The 15616-nt window shown below is 75.0% G+C and carries 16 protein-coding genes; 9 read left to right on the forward strand and 7 right to left on the reverse strand.

What is annotated here, in order from left to right:
- Positions 1-5 precede the first annotated feature (5 nt).
- The 6 genes from AB0N29_RS00095 to AB0N29_RS00120 all read left to right on the forward strand — a co-directional run bounded on the left by AB0N29_RS00095 (position 6) and on the right by AB0N29_RS00120 (position 4097).
- Positions 6-509: a gluconokinase gene (locus AB0N29_RS00095; RefSeq protein WP_364863111.1), complete on the forward strand. Its 504-nt coding sequence runs from the start codon at positions 6-8 to the stop codon at positions 507-509.
- Positions 506-1927 (forward strand): gluconate:H+ symporter, encoded by a 1422-nt coding sequence (locus tag AB0N29_RS00100; protein WP_364863113.1) that lies wholly within the window; start codon positions 506-508, stop codon positions 1925-1927. Before AB0N29_RS00095 ends, AB0N29_RS00100 begins: the two co-directional genes overlap by 4 nt.
- 64 nt (positions 1928-1991) lie before the next feature.
- On the forward strand, positions 1992-2471 hold the full coding sequence (locus tag AB0N29_RS00105; protein WP_364863115.1) for a hypothetical protein: 480 nt from the start codon (positions 1992-1994) through the stop codon (positions 2469-2471).
- On the forward strand, positions 2438-2842 hold the full coding sequence (locus tag AB0N29_RS00110; protein ID WP_302269780.1) for a TraR/DksA C4-type zinc finger protein: 405 nt from the start codon (positions 2438-2440) through the stop codon (positions 2840-2842). Before AB0N29_RS00105 ends, AB0N29_RS00110 begins: the two co-directional genes overlap by 34 nt.
- A gap of 5 nt (positions 2843-2847) precedes the next feature.
- Entirely contained in the window at positions 2848-3390 is a 543-nt protein-coding gene (locus AB0N29_RS00115) for a YfcE family phosphodiesterase (RefSeq protein ID WP_364863118.1), read from the forward strand.
- On the forward strand, positions 3387-4097 hold the full coding sequence (locus tag AB0N29_RS00120) for a hypothetical protein (protein ID WP_364863120.1): 711 nt from the start codon (positions 3387-3389) through the stop codon (positions 4095-4097). Before AB0N29_RS00115 ends, AB0N29_RS00120 begins: the two co-directional genes overlap by 4 nt.
- On the opposite strand, the gene AB0N29_RS00125 is transcribed toward AB0N29_RS00120, so the two are convergent.
- Together AB0N29_RS00125 and glgA are read right to left on the reverse strand one after the other, a co-directional pair.
- Positions 4094-4789 (reverse strand): hypothetical protein, encoded by a 696-nt coding sequence (locus AB0N29_RS00125; RefSeq protein ID WP_364863122.1) that lies wholly within the window; start codon positions 4787-4789, stop codon positions 4094-4096. The two genes, AB0N29_RS00120 and AB0N29_RS00125, sit on opposite strands and share 4 nt — an antisense overlap.
- A 493-nt stretch (positions 4790-5282) precedes the next feature.
- On the reverse strand, positions 5283-6470 hold the full coding sequence (glgA, locus tag AB0N29_RS00130) for a glycogen synthase (protein ID WP_302269785.1): 1188 nt from the start codon (positions 6468-6470) through the stop codon (positions 5283-5285).
- 60 nt (positions 6471-6530) lie between these two features.
- Between glgA and glgC the strand changes: the two genes are divergently transcribed.
- The gene (glgC, locus tag AB0N29_RS00135) at positions 6531-7790 is read left to right on the forward strand and encodes a glucose-1-phosphate adenylyltransferase (protein ID WP_302269786.1); all 1260 of its coding nucleotides are present in this window, start codon (positions 6531-6533) and stop codon (positions 7788-7790) included.
- A gap of 13 nt (positions 7791-7803) precedes the next feature.
- On the opposite strand, the gene AB0N29_RS00140 is transcribed toward glgC, so the two are convergent.
- Complete coding sequence (locus AB0N29_RS00140) at positions 7804-8397, reverse strand: mismatch-specific DNA-glycosylase (RefSeq protein WP_364863125.1); 594 nt, start codon at positions 8395-8397, stop codon at positions 7804-7806.
- Positions 8398-8476: 79 nt separating this feature from the next.
- Between AB0N29_RS00140 and AB0N29_RS00145 the strand changes: the two genes are divergently transcribed.
- Positions 8477-8971 carry a hypothetical protein gene (locus AB0N29_RS00145; protein ID WP_364863127.1) on the forward strand — a complete coding sequence of 165 codons (495 nt, stop codon included), beginning with the start codon at positions 8477-8479 and terminating at the stop codon, positions 8969-8971.
- Here AB0N29_RS00145 and AB0N29_RS00150 read toward each other — a convergent pair.
- The 3 genes from AB0N29_RS00150 to AB0N29_RS00160 form a co-directional block, all read right to left on the reverse strand.
- Complete coding sequence (locus AB0N29_RS00150) at positions 8950-10245, reverse strand: phosphodiester glycosidase family protein (RefSeq protein WP_364863129.1); 1296 nt, start codon at positions 10243-10245, stop codon at positions 8950-8952. The two genes, AB0N29_RS00145 and AB0N29_RS00150, sit on opposite strands and share 22 nt — an antisense overlap.
- A gap of 19 nt (positions 10246-10264) precedes the next feature.
- Positions 10265-11845, reverse strand: coding sequence for a CocE/NonD family hydrolase (locus AB0N29_RS00155; protein ID WP_364863131.1), 1581 nt, complete (start codon positions 11843-11845; stop codon positions 10265-10267).
- A 93-nt stretch (positions 11846-11938) separates the two neighbouring features.
- Complete coding sequence (locus tag AB0N29_RS00160) at positions 11939-12709, reverse strand: matrixin family metalloprotease (RefSeq protein WP_364863133.1); 771 nt, start codon at positions 12707-12709, stop codon at positions 11939-11941.
- A gap of 71 nt (positions 12710-12780) precedes the next feature.
- Between AB0N29_RS00160 and AB0N29_RS00165 the strand changes: the two genes are divergently transcribed.
- Positions 12781-13971 carry a site-specific DNA-methyltransferase gene (locus tag AB0N29_RS00165; protein WP_364863135.1) on the forward strand — a complete coding sequence of 397 codons (1191 nt, stop codon included), beginning with the start codon at positions 12781-12783 and terminating at the stop codon, positions 13969-13971.
- 21 nt (positions 13972-13992) lie between these two features.
- On the opposite strand, the gene AB0N29_RS00170 is transcribed toward AB0N29_RS00165, so the two are convergent.
- Positions 13993-15402 (reverse strand): wax ester/triacylglycerol synthase family O-acyltransferase, encoded by a 1410-nt coding sequence (locus tag AB0N29_RS00170; RefSeq protein ID WP_364863137.1) that lies wholly within the window; start codon positions 15400-15402, stop codon positions 13993-13995.
- Positions 15403-15616: the final 214 nt, after the last annotated feature.

A 15616-nucleotide genomic window follows, 5' to 3' on the forward strand; every position in this document is an offset into this window, starting at 1 on the left:
GCCGCATGAGCCACCTGCTGGTCGTCATGGGCGTCTCCGGTTCGGGCAAGTCCACGGTGGGGGCCGCGCTCGCGCAGCGGCTGCGGGTGCCGTTCGCGGACGCCGACGACTTCCACCCCGAGGCCAACATCGCCAAGATGTCGCGCGGCGAGGCCCTGGACGACTCCGACCGGTGGCCGTGGCTCGAGGTGATCGGCGACTGGCTCGCCGACCACCCCGACGGCGGGGTGATGAGCTGCTCGGCGCTCCGGCGCAAGTACCGCGACCAGCTCCGGCACCACGCGCCGGCCACCACCTTCGTGCTCCTCGAGGGGGCGCGCGAGGTGATCGAGCGTCGTCAGGCCTCGCGGCCGGGGCACTTCATGCCGGCCTCGCTGCTGACCTCGCAGTACGCCACGCTCGAGCCGCTGGAGCCGGACGAGGACGGCATCGTCATCGACGTCGACCAGGGCGTGGACGCGATCGTGCAGGCGTACGTGGACGCGGCCTGGGGAAGAGAACGCCGATGACCCCCACCGTCACCGCCGCCACCGCCGACCTGGTGGTGCTCGCCGCCGACGAGCTGGCCGAACCGGTCGCCGCCGGGTGGCAGCTGGTCACCGCCGCCCTGGTGGCGATCGCGCTGCTGGTCGTGCTGATCACCGTCGTCAAGCTCAACCCGTTCCTCGCGCTGATCCTCGGCGCCTTCACCGTCGGCATCGTGGCGGGGGAGAACATCCTCGACGTCCTGGAGTCCTTCACCACCGGCTTCGGGGACACGACCGCGGGCGTGGGCATCCTGATCGCGCTCGGTGCGATGTTCGCCAAGCTGCTCGCCGACTCCGGCGGCGCCGACCAGATCGTCGACACGATCGTCGGGCGGAGCGGGCCCCGGTCGCTGCCGTGGGCGATGGCCGCGGTGGGCGCGCTCATCGGCCTGCCGATGTTCTTCGAGATCGGCCTGGTGCTGCTCATGCCGGTGATCTACCTCGTGGCGCGCCGCGCACAGGTCTCGCTGATCACGGTCGGGATCCCGGCCCTGGCGGGCCTCTCGGCCATGCACGGGCTGGTGCCGCCGCACCCCGGCCCGCTGACCGCCATCGACTACCTCGGCGCCGACCTGGGCGTCACGCTGGCGCTGGGCGTGCTGGTCGCGGTGCCGACCGTGATCGTCTCGGGCCCGCTGTTCGGCTCCCTGGCCGGCCGGTGGGTGGTGCTCGCCCCGCCGGACCGCTTCGACGTGCGCGACGACGAGGAACGGGGCACGGCGGGGGACCGCCGCCCGACGTTCGCGGTCACGCTGCTCACCGTGCTGACGCCGGTCGCCCTGATGCTCGCCAAGGCGCTGGCCGACATCTTCATCGAGGACGAGGACCAGCTCCTGCGGCAGGTCCTCGACGTGCTCGGCGAGCCCCTCGTCGCCCTGCTGCTCGCCACGCTGCTCGCGATGGTCACCTTCGGCACGGCCCTCGGCACGCCGATGAAGGACGTCGGGAAGATCGTGGAGTCCTCGCTGCCGCCCATCGCCGGGATCATCCTCATCGTCGCGGCCGGCGGCGGCTTCAAGCAGGTGCTGGTCGACACCGGCATCGGCACGCTGCTCGCGGACTGGGCCCGCGACGGCAACATCCCCGTGCTGCTGCTGGCGTGGGTGCTCGCGGTGCTCATCCGGCTGGCGACGGGATCCGCGACCGTCGCCACGATCACGGCGAGCTCGCTGATGATCGGCCTGGTCGACGGCCTCTCGACGGGCGAGACCTCGCTCGTCGTGCTCGCCGTCGGTGCCGGCTCGGTGTTCTTCTCCCACGTCAACGACGCCGGGTTCTGGCTGGTCAAGGAGTACTTCGGGATGAGCGTCGGGCAGACGATCAGGACCTGGTCGCTGATGGAGACCGTCCTGTCGGTCTCCGGCCTCGTGTTCGTGCTGCTGCTCTCGCTGGTGATCTAGCCCGGAGTCCGGACCACCCGCCGGGCCGGGTGTCTGCGACACCGGACGCGGGTACCAGCCGGTCATGTCGATCCTGACCCTGGCCACGCGCACCGCCTCGGTGATCCGGCCGCAGGCCGTGCCGGTGCACGGGAGGCTCTTCCGCCGCGGCCTCGAGGAGCCGGTGGGGCACGCGTACTTCGACCAGCCGGGCACCGACGACGTGGTGGTCACCGAGTCCCGGGAGGCCACCCTGCGTGGCCCGCAGGCGCTCGTGCACGGGCTGACGATCCACGTCCCGCTCGTCGGGGGCCCGGACCTCGACCTCGTGCTGGCCGCGACCACCTGGAGCCGGGTCAGCCGCCGGGTACGGCACGGGGAGCCCGGCCTGGAGTGGACGATGACCGGCGTGCTCGCCGCGCCGGGCGAGACCGACGACGGGGAGCCGCTGCTCGTCGCGGCCCGGATGGTCGGCGGGAACACCGCCGAGCTGGCCGTCGCCCGCCAGGGTCGACCGTGGCAGGAGCTCGGGTGCCTGATCATCAGCAACCGGGTGGCGGCCTGAACCCCCAGCCGCCCCCGTCCGCAGCCGGGTCGGAGTCCGCACCCGAGGCCGAGGCGCGGCTGCGGGCCGAGCACGCGCTGGTGGCCCGCCGGCTCGAGGCGCTGCAGGGGGACTACTCGGGCATGGTCGAGGCGTCCCGAGACACCAACGCCGACGACGAGCACGACCCCGAGGGCGCGACGATCGCCTTCGAGCGCTCGCAGCTCGACACGCTCGTGCGGCAGGCCTCCGGTCGCCTCGCGGAGATCGAGGCGGCGCTGGCCCGGCTCGGCGAGGGCGCGTACGGCGTGTGCGAGGGCTGCGGCCGCCCCATCCCGCCCGAGCGGCTCGAGGTCCGGCCCGACGCCCGCCGCTGCGTCGCCTGCGGGTGAGCCCGATGAGCGCCATCGATCCCGCCGCACCGGCACGGCTCGAGCTCGTGCTGATGGCCGACACGCACCTGCCCAAGCGGGCCAAGGACCTGCCCGCCGAGCTCTGGGCCGCGGTCGAGGCCGCCGACGTGGTGGTCCACGCCGGCGACTGGGTCGACGAGGCCACGCTGGACCGGCTCGAGGAGCGCTCGCGCCGGCTCGTCGCGTGCTGGGGCAACAACGACGGGCCGGGGCTGCGGGCCCGGCTCCCCGAGGTCGCGCGGGTCGAGCTCGGCGGCGTCCGGCTCGGAGTCGTCCACGAGACCGGTGGCCGGGCCGGCCGCGAGGCGCGAGCCGACGCGGCGTACCCCGACCTCGACGTGCTCGTCTTCGGCCACAGCCACATCCCCTGGGACACCACGACGCCCGGAGGGCTCCGCCTGCTGAACCCCGGCTCGCCGACCGACCGGCGGCGCCAGCCGCACTGCACCTACCTCACCGCCCACGTGGCGGACGGCGTCCTCGGCGACGTCGTCCTCCACCGACTCCCTCCCCGGAGGCCCTCGTGACCACGCCCAGCCCGCTCGCCGTGCTCCCCGCCCGCGTCGGTGGTGCCGTCATCGCCACCGCCGTCCGCGGCCTCGCCGCGGCCCGCCCCGCCGAGAAGCCGATGCACCCGGTGGGCCGGGTGCTCCGCGGACGGCTCGAGCGGCACGGTCTCGAGCCGGGGATCGGCGTGCCGTTCGTCGACGACGCGGGTTCCGACGACGTCGTGGCCCGGGAGTCCAAGGGGATCGGGCTGCCGCCGGGCCTCCCCGACATCCACGGGCTGGCCGTCAAGGTGCCGCTGGGCGGTGCGGGCGTCGACGACCTCCTCGCCGACCCGGTCGAGGGCGGCACGCAGCACGCGGACCTGTTGCTGTCGACCAACGGCTGGGGGCCGGTGGCCCGGTTCCTCGTGCTCCCGTCGGCCGGCATGACCACGCGACCGCTGACCACCCTGTTCCCCTACCGGGGCCCCCGCGGGGCGGTGCTCATCGGTGCGCGGTACGTCGCCGAGCACCACGCGCAGCTCGCGGTGGCGGGCCTGCGGTCGGACTGGCAGGTGTTCGCCGACCTCCACCTCGAGGCGCCCGAGCCGGGGACCGAGCAGGCCGACGACCCGGACCTGGAGTTCGACGCGGTGCTCAACGAGCTGCCGGGCCTGCCGAACTACGAGTGGGTGCGACGGGTGCGCGCCCCGTCGTACGCGATCGCCCGCCGCTCCCGCCGCTAGAGCGACCAGCCGTAGCGGCTGGTCGGCACCAGGTCGAGGTCGCGGTCGGCGCCGAACCGGCCGACGCTGGCCATCATCCGCTCCATCCGCGACCGCAGCTCGTCGGCGTCCCCGCCGCTGCCGTAGAACGCGTGCAGGTCGCCCACCGCGGCCATGGGGAACAGCTCCTCCACGATCGCGCTGACGTACGTCGCGTCCTCGGTGACCGGGCGGAGGACGAGGTTCTGGACGTACCCGAAGGTCCCCTGCGTCTCGATCGCCACCGGCGTGTGGTCCACCAGCCACCGGTGCCGCCACTCGTCGACGTCGAGCTCGGCCGGTCGCCGCAGCACCGCGACGTTGGCGAGGGCCTCGGCCCGGCGGCCGTCGGCCACCTCCGGCGGCGCCAGCGGGAGCCGCTCCTCGACCTCCCAGCCGTCGAGCGTCGCGCCCGCGACGGCGGCGGCCAGGACGTCGACCACCGCGGCGGTCCCGCCGGCGGCCCACACCGACACCACGGCCCGCACCGGTGCGGCTGGGCCGGGGATCCGCAGGGCGGCCGCCACGGGCTCGTCGTCGAGGTTCACCTGCAGCCGGCTCACGCCGGCCGCGGCGAGCTGGCCGCGCAGGCCGTCCTCGAGCAGCTCGGCGAGCGGGGCGTCCTCGCCCCGCACCAGGAACATCAGCTTCGTCAGGTCGGGCACCGTGGTCACCGCCGGACCGTAGCCAGCCTCACGCCCCCGCGGGAAGGGCCGGCTCGTCCACCGGGAGGGGGAGCACGTCGACGTCGGTGGCGAGGTGGACCACCTCGGACCGGAGACCGGCCACCTGCGCCGCGGCCAGGAGCGTCCGTGCCCAGGCCCGGTCGTCGTCGTCGGCGAGGCCCGCACCAGGCCGGCGAGCAGCTCACCCAGCCGGTCGGCGCCGCCCGGCGGAGGCGGGCCGCCGCAGTCCTCGATCTCGGTCAGGTGCGGGAGGGGCCGGTCGTCGGAGCCGACCAGCATCAGCCAGGTGCTGGTCCGCGTCCAGCCGAGCGGGCGCATCAGGGAGCGCGCCACGCCTGCTCGACGTCGGCCTGGGTCACGATCACGGGTGCGAAGGTCATGACGGCCACCCTGCTGCGCGCCGCCGACCGGGGAGGCGGTCCTCCCCAGGACCAGGGGAGGAGGCCGGCCGACGGCGCCCTGTGGACGGATGGTGGGCCGGTCAGGCGACCGAGCGGTAGAGCTCGAGGGTCCGCTCGGCGATCGCGTCCCAGCCGAAGGCGGCCTGTGCCCGTGCCCGCCCGGCCCGGCCCATGGTCGCGGCGCGGTCGGGATCGGTGACGACCTCGGTGAGCGCGGCCGCGAGGTCGGCGACGTACCGCTCGGGGTCGACGGGGGTGCCGGTCCCGTCGGTGGCCTGCTCGATCGGCACGAGCAGCCCTGTCTCGCCGTGCACGACGACCTCCGGGATGCCGCCGGTCGCGGTCGCCACGACGGCTGTCTCGCAGGCCATCGCCTCGAGGTTGACGATGCCGAGTGGCTCGTAGACCGAGGGGCAGGCGAACACCGTCGCGGCGGAGAGCAGCGCGACGACGTCCGCGCGGGGCAGCATGTCGCGGATCCACACCACGCCGGTGCGCGCGGCCTGCAGGTCGTCGACCAGGGCGACGACCTCGGCCTCGATGGCGGGGGTGTCCGGCGCGCCGGCGCAGAGCACGACCTGGACGTCGGGCGGGAGCTGGGCGACGGCGCGGAGGAACCAGGGCAGCCCCTTCTGCCGGGTGATCCGCCCGACGAAGACCACCGAGGGGCGGTCCGGGTCGACGCCGAGCGCACGCACCCGGTCCGGGTCGTCGACCGGCGACCAGAGCGCGGTGTCGATGCCGTTGTGGACGACGTGCACGCGGCCGGGGTCGACGGCGGGGTACGCCGCCAGCACGTCGTCCCGCATGGCGCGGGAGACCGCGACGACCGCCGCCGCGGACTCGTACGCCGTCCGCTCGGCCCAGCCGGACACGGCGTACCCGCCGCCGAGCTGCTCGGCCTTCCACGGGCGCAGCGGCTCCAGCGAGTGGGCGGTGACGACGTGCGGGACGCCGTGCAGCAGACCGGCCAGGTGGCCCGCGAGGTTGGCGTACCAGGTGTGGGAGTGCACCAGGTCGGCACCGGCGCACGCGTCGGCGATGGCGAGGTCGACGCCGAGGGTCCGCAGCGCGGCGTTGGCCCCGGCGAGCTCGGCCGGCTCGGCGTACGACGCCGTCCCCGGCTCGTCCCGCGGGGCCCCGAAGGCGTGGACCCGGGCGGTGACGTCGTCGCGGCGGCGCAGTGCCCGGACCAGCTCGGCGACGTGCACGCCGGCCCCGCCGTAGATCTCGGGCGGGTACTCCTTGGTCAGCACGTCGACTCGCATCCCCCGAACCTAGCGTCGTGGGGGAGCCGGTGGTCCCCGCGCACGGCTACGGTGAGCGGCATGAGCGCGCCGCCTGCTGCCAAGGCCCGTCCCAAGGTCCTCGCGATCGTCCTGGCCGGCGGCGAGGGCAAGCGGTTGATGCCGCTCACGGCCGACCGGGCGAAGCCGGCCGTGCCGTTCGCGGGGATCTACCGGCTCATCGACTTCGCGCTGTCGAACGTCGTCAACTCCGGCTACCTCAAGGTCGTCGTGCTGACGCAGTACAAGTCCCACAGCCTCGACCGGCACGTCACCCAGACCTGGCGGATGTCGACGATGCTCGGCAACTACGTCACCCCGGTGCCGGCCCAGCAGCGCGTCGGCAAGCACTGGTACCTCGGCAGCGGCGACGCGATCTTCCAGTCGCTGAACCTGATCAAGGACGAGAAGCCCGACATCGTCGTGGTGGTCGGTGCCGACCACGTCTACCGGATGGACTTCTCCCAGATGGTGGCCCAGCACGTCGAGAGCGGCGCCGCCTGCACGGTCGCGGCGATCCGCCAGCCGATCGGGCTGGCCGACCAGTTCGGGGTGATCGAGGTCGACCCGGCGTCCCCCTCGCGGATCCGGGACTTCCGCGAGAAGCCGGGCGACCCCGTCGGGCTGCCCGACTCCCCGGGCGAGGTGCTGGCCTCGATGGGCAACTACGTCTTCGACGCCGACGCCCTGGTCGAGGCGGTGACCCGCGACGCCACCACGACCGGCTCGCAGCACGACATGGGCGGCGACATCGTGCCCGCCTTCGTGCGCCGCGCGCAGGCCGGCGTCTACGACTACAAGGACAACGTGGTGCCCGGCGCGACCGACCGGGACCGCGGCTACTGGCGAGACGTCGGCACCATCGGCTCCTTCTACGCCGCCCACATGGACGTCGTGTCGCCGCTCCCGGTGTTCAACCTCTACAACTTCGAGTGGCCGATCTACACCTCCTACGGCCCGCAGCCGCCCGCGAAGGTGGTCCAGGGCGCGGACGGCTCACCGGCCCGCGTCGACGAGGCGGTGCTCTCCCCGGGCACGGTCGTCAGCGGCGGCACCGTCACCCGCTCCGTGCTGTCCCCGGCGGTCGGCGTCGGGGCCGGCGCGACCGTCGAGGGGTCGGTGCTGATGCAGGGGGTCCGGGTGGGTGCCGGCGCGGTGGTGCGCAACGCGATCCTCGACAAGAACGTCGTCGTGCCGGCCGGCGCCCGGCTCGGGGTCGACGCCGAGGAGGACCGGGCCCGCGGCTTCCACGTCGAGGACGGGCTCGTGGTCCTCGGCAAGGACCAGGCGTTCCCCGGCTGAGCCGGCAGCGGCCTCAGCCGGTGAGGACGCCCGCGGCCCGCGCGGGCGCGGCGTACGCCTCGGCCAGCGACGCGACGGTCTCGTGGGCGTTGAGGCCGCTCGGGTTGGGCACGACCCACAGCTCGGCGTCGGCCATCGGCTCCGGCTGCCGGCCCGGGACCGCCTTGGGCAGGCCGAAGGCCGCCCGGTACGCCGTGATGCCGGCGACCGCCACGACGCGCGGCCGGGCACGGCGCACCGTCTCGACCAGCTGGACGCCGCCCGCGCGGTACTCCTCGGCGGTGAGCTCGGAGGCCTTGGCCGTGGCGCGCCGGACGACGTTGGTGATGCCGATGCCGCGGGCGCGCAGGTGGTCGCGGTCGTCTTCGGTCATGCCGGCGGCCGGGTCGATCGGGCGCTCGATGACACCGGCGCGCAGCAGCGCGGGGTAGAAGCGGTTCCCCGGGTGGGCGAAATGGGTCTGCGTCGCGGCCGTCCACAGCCCGGGGTTGATGCCGACGAAGAGCAGCCGCAGCGCGGGCCCGTCCGGCCCGGGCAGCAGGTCGGGGACCTCGCGGTCCCGGAAGGACTCCAGCTCGGCGCGGGTGAAGCTGCGGGCGGACGGCACAGCGGCAGGATGCCAGCGGCCGCCCCCCGCTCGTGAGGTGGCCCGGGAACGGCGTGGGCCTCCCCGGCGTCCCACCGACGTGCGCCCGCTGCCCCGGCCCCTCCACGCGACCTCCGCCGCGACGGTCCTCGCTGCCGTCCTGCTGTCCGGTTGCGGCGGGGCGGAGGAGGCGCCGGACCCGGCCGCCACCACCACCGCCGGGGGTGTGGCGCCGCCGCGGGTCGAGCTGGTCACCGGTGCCGGCGCGGGCGGGTCGGTGGGCGACGTGGCGGTGCCGGTGACCGAGCCGGAGGCGCTGGAGGACTTCGTGGCCGGGCTCGAGCCGGCGTACGCCGCGCGGCTGCGCGAGCGGGTGGGCGAGCTGCGGTCGGGAGGGACCGAGGAGCGGCTCCCGACGGTCCTCGCGCAGGTCGTCGCGGTCGGCTGCGAGCCGGCGACGTCGGCGCGGCTGGTGGGCGGCGCCTTCGAGGTCGTCGTGCCCTGGTCGACCGTCGAGTGCCGGGTGGCGGTCACGACCGTCGCGCTGGCGGTCGCGCCGGACGCCCGGCCGGCTCAGCCGCGCGGCGGGGTGTAGCGGACCTGCAGCGCGTTGGCGACCTGGCGCAGGTGGCCGTCCGAGGGGGTGTTGACCACCCCGAGGCCGCCCGTGGCGCGGCGGGTGACCATGGTGGTGGAGCCGCCGCCGTCGAAGTTCAGCGCCTCGTCGGCGCCCAGGTCGATCATGGTGGCGGCCAGCTCCACCATCGTCGCGCCGCGGCTGACCTCCTGCCGGCCGTCGACGACCAGCACGAGCACCTCGCCGGTGTCCCGGTCGATCCCGATGGCGGTGCGGGGGTGCATCTCCCGGTCGTCGACCACCTCGACGACGCCGTCGCGGACCAGCACCTTGTTGCCGCTGATCGCCATCCGGGGACCGCCCTGGAGCCACCACCGGACGTCGACCCGGGAGCCCTTGCGGAGCTTCCCGAGCGCCCGGGCGCCCGCGCCCCGGCCGACGAGCAGCGTGCCGCGGATCCTCTCGCCCGCGGACAGCCGTGCCCGGGTGCGCACGACCCTCCCGCCGCGCACGAGCACCATGCGCACGCCCCGCCGCTGGCCGCTGGTGACCCGGTAGCCGGACGTGGTGCCCCACGCGGAGGTGTAGATGCCGACGCCGCCGGGCTCGACGAAGGGGGAGTTGAGGTTGGTCACCTTCATCCCGGGGCGCTGTCGCACGCCGGCGCGGAGCGCGACCTCGTCGATGTCCGCCCGACCGCGCTTGTCGACCAGGAAGGAAGAGGTCCACCCCGAGCGCCGCCCGTGCAGGACGCCGCGCTCGAGGTCCCGGCCGGTCCCCAGCGGCGCGCCGGTGTCACCGATGTCGAAGAAGTCGCCGTTGACCCCGGCGACCGTCGCGGACCCGGCCAGCAGCGTGGGGAGCGTGGCGGTGCCCGAGACGTTCCGGGCGCCGGCGTAGTCGAGCGACACCCCCGGCACCGACGGGTCGACGGTCAGCAGCGAGAACCGCTGCGGTCCCCGGGCGTCGGCCTCGTCCCAGCGGGTCAGGCTGACGCCGGGAGCCACGTCGGAGCGGACCGGCTCGGAGCGCTGGGCGAACCGCAGCAGACGCTGCGGCACGACCGGGGCGAGCAGGCCTGGCTCCCCGCCGGAGGTGTGCTGCGGCCCGCGCTCGGCGCGCAGGCCCGGACGCTCGGCACGGTCGGCACGCTCGGTACGATCGGCGCCGCCGAGCGGCGTACCGCCAGGTGGGGCGGCCGGGTCGTCGCCGGGCGCGGCGATCGCCGCGGTGGATCCGAGGATGAGGGCGCAGGCGAGGGCGCCGGAGGTCAGGGAGAGTCGGGCGCGCACCCGCGCAAGGCTAGGCCGATCACCGGCCCACCACGGGAAGATGGACGATCGTGTCCTCGATCGTGACCGCACCGGGCAGGCGCGAGCCCATCAGCACGAAGGTGTCGGAGACGGGTGTGGCCAGCAGGTAGAGGTTCTGCCCCGCCGGCACGTCGACCGCCACCGACGGCAGCGCGACCCGTCGCGCCTCGCCGAGCACCGGACGCGGCTCGTCGATCGGCAGCACGTTGTTCTGCACCAGGCGCGCGTCCAGCGGGCTGGTCCCGACCGCGAGCCCGTAGAAGGCGCGGTTCTGCACGCCCAGCGCGGTCATCGTGCCCGTGAGGTACGGCGTGCCGGCGACCCGGATCGGGCCCTGCGCGACCTCGTAGGACAGCGGCGTGCCGACTCCCTCGAGCGTGGCGACGGTGCCGACCTCGACGGCGGTGTTCGCGCGCGGGGTGCGGATCGTCGTGCAGGTGCCGCCGGGGGTGGCCAGGTGCATCCTCCCGAAGCCGCGCAGCGTCGTCCGCCGGCCCTTGAGGACGTGGTCGAGGAAGCGGACGGTGAGCCTCTCGAAGTCGCCACCGGCCAGCTTCCGGCTGCACGGGTCGGTGTCGGCGGTCGTGCCGGCCGGGAGCACGGCGGGCAGGACGTGCCCGCCGTTGTAGCCCACGAAGATGCTGCGGCGGCGGGCCCCCGCCGTCATCGCCTGCTGCCAGTTCCGGAACCCCTGCTCGAGCGGGAACAGCCCGTCGGTGGTGCCCTGGCCCAGCAGCATCGGGATGTCGAGGCGACGCCCCTGGCCCACGTGCCAGCGCGGGCCGTTCCTGCGGAAGAACGACACCATGTCCTCGGTGCCGGGGATGCTGCCGTCGGGCCAGGTGCCGAGGGCAGCGCCCTCGACCAGGGCCTTGTAGACGCGGGGCGGCAGCGCGTCGCTGGGCAGGGAGGCGGCGCTGAGGGCGAGGGCCCACTCGGTGCGGACGACGCCGCTGGGGGCCAGGCTCTGGCTCAGGTCGTGCCAGGTGATCTGCGGGGCGAGCGCGTCGAAGACCGGCGTGCCGCGCGTGCGGAGCAGCTCGAAGGCGCCGACGTACTGGTAGCCACCGCCGTAGCTGCCGCCGATGGCGCCCAGCCGCGGGTCGCCCGGACCGTCCTGCTGGACCCAGGGCAGGCCAGCGGCGAGCCGGACCAGCCGGCGGACGTCGCGGCCCTCGAGGGCGGGGTCCTCGACGTGGGCGTGCCCGCCCGAGGCGCCGAAGCCGCGCTGGTCGAAGGTGAGCACGCCGTAGCCCGCGTCGAGGAACGCCTGCACCTCGCCCCGCGCCGCGCGGCTGCCGCCCCAGCCGTGGCTGTGCAGCACCATCGGGACGGGCCGCCTCGCCGACGCGCCCGCCGGCTTGAAGACGGTCCAGCAGATGTCGACCGGGGTACTTTCGCCAGGCTCCGGGACGCTGCTGACGCAGCCGTCGCGCTGGGTGACGCCGGCCCGGATCGAGGAGTCGGCCGGGGCCACCGGGGCGGCGGCCGGGTCGGCGGCCGGACTGCTCGGCGCGGCGGCCAGGCCGCCGGCGAGGAGGGCGAGGGTGGCGAGGAGCGTGCTGGTGGTACGGCGCATGGGACCCGGTCCTCCGGCTCGGACGTGCTGGCGCTGGATGAACGGTCCAGCGGGGCGGAGGTCACGCCCCGGCGGGGCGCCGGACCGGCCGGCTCAGGCGCAGGGGGCGGCGCCGAGCCGCGCGAGCCCCTGCAGGTCGCCGGCGCCGAACGACGTGCGGCCGAGGTTGTCGGCGTACATCAGCTCCTCGCGGCTCTCGACGTGCGCCAGCCCGACGACGTGCCCGAGCTCGTGGTCGAGGATCGCGGTCTGCAGGTCGAGGGCCCGGGTGTCGGGGTCGTCGTAGGAGTCCCCGTCGGCGGGCAGCTCGGTGAAGACGGCGGTGTCCAGGACGACCATGCCGGTGCTGTAGCTCCAGCGCCCCGGCGTCTCGAGGTACGCCGCGCCACCGACGCCCGCGACGTCCCCGGCCAGCTCCTCGACCTCGTCCTCGTCGGCCCACCCGATGAGGACCGGGGCCGCGCGGCCCAGCGCGCCGATCCGGTCGGTGAAGTTGCGGTCGTCGGTCTCGCCCTCGTAGGAGAACCGCAGCCCGGTCGCGGCGGAGACCGTCGCGACGCTCCGCTCGACCATCGCGCGCCAGTGGGCCGGGGCGCCGGCCGGGTTCACGACGTACTCGACGTCCTCGCAGGGGTTCCAGGAGACCGGCTTGTCCGAGCCCGGCTGGGTCGCGGCGAAGCGGTAGGCGCCCGGCCCGGCCGGGACCGTCACCGCCTCGGCGCGGCGCTCCTCGGTGCCGAGCAGCTCGCGCAGGCGGGCCCCGTTGCTGCCCGGGTCGCGCAGCAGCACGAGGCCGGCGAGGACGAGCGCGACCAGGACGCCCGGGAGGACCGGGCCGTGCCGGCGCCGCTCCCGGTGGTCCACACCCGCACGGTGACCGCTGGGGATGCGCCGCAATCCCCGCGGCCGTGGGGCGGGGCCTCTAGGGTCGGCGCGTGCGGCCGTGGAACACCTTCGTCGAGGGCGACAACCTCGACGTGCTCCGGGCGATGGCGGCGGCCGGCGAGCGGGTGGACCTGGTCTGCACGGACCCGCCGTACAACACCGGCAACGACTTCGCCTACCGCGACGACTTCCGCGACTCCGGTGGCCGACCGGGGAGCCGGCACGACGCGTGGGTGGCGATGATGCGCCCGCGGCTGGAGGCCTGCCGGGACCTGCTGCGCGAGACCGGCGCCCTCTTCGTGAGCATCGACGACAACGAGGCGCCCCGGCTGCGGCTGCTGCTCGACGAGGTGATGGGCGAGCAGAACTTCCTCGCCCAGGTCGTGGTCAACCTCAACCCCAAGGGCCGGCAGCTCGGGCGCGGGTTCGCCACGAGCCACGAGTACCTGCTGGCCTACGCCCGCGACGCGCGGCGGACCGTGCTGGACGCGAGCAGCGCCGAGACGGTCGACGAGCGCGACTTCCCGTTGCTCGACGAGGCGTCCGGCCGGCGCTACCGGCACCTGCCGCTGCGCAACACCAACAAGAAGTTCAACCCGGTCACCGCGCCGACCCTGCACTTCCCGGTCTGGGGCGACCCCGTGAGCGGGCAGGTGGCGACCGAGCCGTTCGCGGGTGCCGTCGAGGTCGGTCCCGTCTTCGGCGACGGGCGGCCGGCCGTGTGGCGCTGGAGCCGCCCGCGGATCCAGGAGCGCCCCGGCGACCTGGTGTGCCGGGTGGTCAAGGGCCGTGCCGGGGAGCGGGTCGACGTCTTCCAGCGCGACTGGCTGGACCGCGACACCCCCGGCGGTCGCCGCAAGAAGCTCCCGACCATCTGGCTGGCCGAGGAGGTCGGGTCGACCGACACCGCGGTCGCCGAGCTCAAGGAGCTGGTCGGGCACGTCTTCGAGTCGCCCAAGCCGACCGGCCTGGTCCGCCGCGTGCTCGGGACGATGCCCGACGACGCGGTGGTCCTCGACCCGTTCGCCGGCAGCGGCACCACCGGCCACGCGGTCGCGCTGGCGAACGCCGCCGACGGGGGCAGCCGCGCCTGCGTCTCGGTGAACTCCGCCGAGCCCACCCGGCCCGGCTCGAACGCCGACCTCGCCGGCCTGCGCACGGTCGCCGACATCACCCGGGCGCGGCTGCGTGCCGTGGACGCGCTGCTCGGCGGCGGGCTGGTGGAGCGGGTCGGCTGGTGACCCGGCTCGGTCGGGGACCGCTCAGTCGACGCCGGCGGCCTTCTCCAGCGCGGCCACCTCGTCGTCGAGGTGGACGAGCAGCCGCTGCAGGTGCGGCACGGTGCGACGACAGCCGGTCAGTCCGAAGGCCAGCTTGTCGTCGTACGACGTGCAGGTGATGTTGAGCGCCATCCCGTCGATGGGGATCGACAGCGGGTAGGTCCCGTCGAGGCGGGCGCCGTTCCAGTAGCGCGTGGAGCGCGGGCCGGGGACGTTGCTGATGATCACGTTGTACGGCGGCCGCACGATGCCCTGCAGCCGCAGCGCCGGGGTGAGGATCGCCGGGGCCTGGCCGAGCGCGCTCATCGCGACGATCTGCACCGGCGTCATCGACGACAGCGCCTCCTTGCCGTCGCGCATCGACCGGTGGATCAGGTCGAGGCGCCGGGCGGGGTCGTCCTGGTTCGTGGCGAGCTGCACCATGACCGCGCCGACCGCGTTGCCGCCGTCGGGATTGGCGACCTGCGACTGCTTGGCGTTGAGCCCGACCGGGACCATCGCGACCAGGGAGGAGTCCGGCAGCGCGTCGAGCTCGCGCAGGTAGCTGCGGAGCGCGCCGCTGCACATCGCGAGGACGACGTCGTTGAGCGTGGTGCCGGTCGCCCTGCCGACCGCGCGCAGCCGCTCCATCGGCCAGTCCTGGGCGGCGAACCGGCGCGAGCCGGTGATCCGCTGGTTGAAGATCGTGCGCGGCGCGTAGAGCGACAGCGCGGAGGTCTCGTTGCGCAGCCCCTTGGTGAGGGTCCGGACCAGCGCGCCGGGCAGGCCGGCGGCCTCGGCGGTGATGCCGAGCGCGGTGCGCAGCGCCTGGACCGGGACCTCGGCGAGGTCGACCGGCGAGCGGTCGCGGGTGCGCGGCTCGCTGCCCGAGCGCGGCCGGGCGTCCCACGGGGCGCGCATGCCGCGCTCCTCGGGGTCCTCGCTCAGCACGCTCTGCAGCAGGCGCATCGCCGAGACGCCGTCGACGAGGGAGTGGTGCACCTTGGTGTAGAGCGCGACCCGGTCGTCGTCGAGCCCCTCGATGACGTGGGCCTCCCACAGCGGCCGCTCCCGGGCCAGCCGGGTGCCGTGCAGCCGCCCGCACAGGTCGAGCAGCTCGCGGATGCGGCCGGGCTGGGGGAGGGCGCTGTGCCGGACGTGGTGGTCGATGTCGAACTGCTCGTCCTGCTTCCACACCAGCTGGCCGGCCGTGCGCAGCGACCGGTAGGGCCGCTTGAGGAACAGCGGCGACAGCTCGTCGGCGTCGCGCATGCACTGGTACATCTCGCGGGTGTAGTCGGGCCCCGCCCCGGCCGGGTTCTCGAACAGCTGCAGGCCGCCGACGTGCATGGGCATGCTGCGGTTCTCGGCCATCAGGAAGGCCAGCGAGGTGGGATCGATCGGAGTGACCACGGAGGGCCTTTCGGTCGCGACGGGGAGCACCGGCCGCACGAGCACGGTCGGGGGTGAGTGTGGCTCGCGGTGACGTCCGCCACAAGGGCGGGGCGCCGTGGGTCCGCTCCGGCCCAGGTGCCGTCCACAGGGCGGGCCCGCCGGCGGGTGCTCCCCAGCGGCGGCCGGACGCCCGCTGCCCGGCGCGCCGCGTCCCTAGCGTCCTTCCCGTCAC

It is taken from the genome of Nocardioides sp. NPDC092400, assembly GCF_040684155.1.
Classification (GTDB): Bacteria; Actinomycetota; Actinomycetes; order Propionibacteriales; family Nocardioidaceae; genus Nocardioides.